Origin of the sequence: Mycobacterium sp., assembly GCF_035603715.1 — a bacterium.
GTDB lineage: Bacteria > Actinomycetota > Actinomycetes > Mycobacteriales > Mycobacteriaceae > Mycobacterium.
On sequence record NZ_DATNJW010000574.1, the window covers coordinates 1 to 2,778 of the forward strand.

The 2,778-nt window shown below is 65.6% G+C and carries 2 protein-coding genes; one reads left to right on the forward strand and one right to left on the reverse strand.

Translation table 11 applies throughout. From position 1 onward, the window contains the following. Nucleotides 1-1,898 (forward strand): SpoIIE family protein phosphatase (locus VN856_RS23500; protein WP_325693643.1); only part of this gene is annotated, 1,898 nt, incomplete at its 5' end. Here VN856_RS23500 and VN856_RS23505 read toward each other — a convergent pair. After that, nucleotides 1,899-2,778 (reverse strand): DUF4185 domain-containing protein (locus VN856_RS23505; RefSeq protein WP_325693646.1); only part of this gene is annotated, 880 nt, incomplete at its 5' end.

Sequence of the window (2,778 nt, forward strand, 5' to 3'; positions counted from 1 at the left end):
ATCTCGCCGATCGCGACGAGTTCCGCAACGCGGTGGTGAACTCACTGCAGGAAGGCTTCTTCGTCGCCGATCGCACCGGGGCCGTCATCGAGGTCAATGACGCTTTCACCAAACTGACCGGCTACCCGGCGCACGGCATCCCCTACCCTTGGCCGCATCCGTGGCTGGTGGACGAAAAGGCAGCGCGCCTTCAACAAGCCCGACTGGCCGAAAACAACCAGGTCCAGTACGAGACCCCAGTCCGGCATCGTGATGGCCGACTGGTGTGGGTTGCGGCCAACGTCAACCGCGTCAACGCGGACGCCGCGGACGGCTACGTGTATGTCGGCACACTTCGCGACATCACCGCCGAAAGAGCCTTTGCCGCACGGGAAAGCGCGGTGCTGCGGTTGGCAACGGCGGTCAGCGTGGCCAAGAGCATGTCGGAGGTACTGGAGATCACCCTCGACGAGTGCCGGCTTGCTCTCGACGTTCATCGGGTGGTGGCCGCGATATGGCCGACGAGTGGCGCCGAGCCGGCCATCCAGGTGGCCGGCGAAAAGACGCCGACTGATTGGCGGCAACTCGGCGAGCCGCTGCGTGAGATCTTTCAGCAAGCTCGCCGTCAACTTCCGCTGACCGTCCAACCCATCGAAACCCCCGACACCCCAGGCCAATCGAGCGGTATCGTCGCCGTCCTGACCGGCTCGGGCGACGTCGCGCTGTGGCTGGAGCTTCGGGTCCCCCGGCGGGTCAGTGCGGAGGACCGTCTACTGGTCACCGTGCTGGTCGGGCACCTCGGGCTGGCGATCCAGCACGTGCGGCAATTCGAGGCAGCCCGCGAGACGTCACTGACCTTGCAGCACGCGATGCTGGCGCCCACCGAGCTTCCGCCCGGTTTCGCGGTTCGTTACGAGCCCGCAGTCCCACCCCTGGAAATCGGCGGGGACTGGTACGACGTGCTGCGGGTGGGCGATCAACGGATCGGCATCATCGTCGGCGACTGTGTGGGGCGTGGCCTGTCCGCCGCGGCGGTGATGGGTCAGCTGCGCGCCTCCGCCCGTGCGCTGCTGCTTACCGGCGCCGAGCCCGCGCGGCTGCTCGAAGAGCTCGATTCGGTGGCCGAGCTGATCCCGGATGCGTTCTGCACCACCGTCTTTCTCGCGATTCTCGACACCGAGTCCGGCGAATTCTCCTACAGTTGCGCGGGCCATCTGCCAGCGGTGCTGGCGGCACCGCAGGCAGATCCGACGCTGATCACCGATGCCCGCTCGGTGCCGTTGGCGGTGAACCGCAAGAAGTCTCGCCCGCAAGCGTCGGTAGTGCTGCCGCCCGGCTCGACGCTGATGCTCTACACCGACGGTCTCGTCGAGCGTCGCGACGTGTCGCTCGACGACGGGATCGCGCACCTCAGCGCGACGGTGGCAAGCGGACAGCACCAAACCGTCGACGGCGTCGCGGATGCGGCGCTCAGCGAGCTGGCTCCCCCGGGCGGCTACGACGACGACATCGCGATCGTCGTCTATCGGCGACCGTACGCACCGCTGGTGATCGACCAGGTCGTCACCGCCGACGATCTCAGCGACATCCGGCACCAACTCGCGTCGTGGCTGCAGTCCGCCGCGGTCCCCGACGAGCAGGTCGCCGACATCGTGCTGTCCGTCAACGAAGCCTGCGCCAACAGCATCGAACACGGCTACCGGGAGCGCAAACCCGGCAGAGTTCGGATCGACGGCGAAAACAACGGCGCCCGAGTGCATCTCAAGATTACCGACGGCGGCTCGTGGAAGCCGGCGTCCCGTGACCCCGGTGTGCGTGGACGCGGGCTTTTGCTGATTCGCGCGGTGAGCGACTGGCTGGAGATGGACTGCACGCCGACGGGAACGACGGTCGATATGAGCTTCAATTTTCCGTCGTAGTCAGGGCAGCGTGGTGTGCATCAACATCACGTCGTAGGCCGACCACAACGACAGGTTGAAGTACAGGTCTTTGCCGTTCGACCAGGGGTGGATCATCGGCGCGTAGATGCCACCGGGCATTTGGAACGACGTGACGAGCGGCTGCTCTGGACTCCACGGTCCTTCGGGTTTGGGCGCGGTACGCGCGATCACGTCGTTGTTGCCACCGTTGGTGTAGAGCACCAGATACTGCTTCAGGTAGTCGTTGTATTGCGCTGACATCTCGCCCACCGGCCCGGGGAAGATTGGTGTCGCCGCGCTCGGGTCAACCGGGACCCAGCCTCTGCCTTCGCCGTTCCAGTACTGGTACTTACCGAGATCGGGCAACGCGCCGGGCTGAACTCGGGACAGGAAGGCCGCGCCGCTGCGGCCTGGCGGGGTTCCGAACGAGTACAGGTAGCCGTCCTTGCCGGGCATGAACGCACCCATCTGAAAGTTCTCGTTGCCGGGGAAAAACCGTCCGCCGGGCACGGTATCCGCCGCGGCCAACCGGATGCTGCTGGGGTAGACACCCCAGCTCTGACCGTTGTCCAACGAGCGCGCGATCCCCGAATAGTTGGTCGACCACTCGCCGTCGCGGCCCCAGTTCTTGATCGACATGAAGCTCATGTACTGGGTTCGCCCGAGCGACATGGCCGACGTCGGAATGATTCCGGTCTCGTGCCCCGCCTTATGGATGCTGTTGAGGACCTGCTTGGAGAGGCCCGGCGCCCATACCGGTGAGCCGGAGTACGGGTTGTTGGGCACGCCGTCGGCCACGTGAATCCCGTGCGACAGGTCATGGTCCTGGCTGCGGAAGAGCACGTTGTATCGCCACTGCTGGCCGTGCATGGCGCAGTAG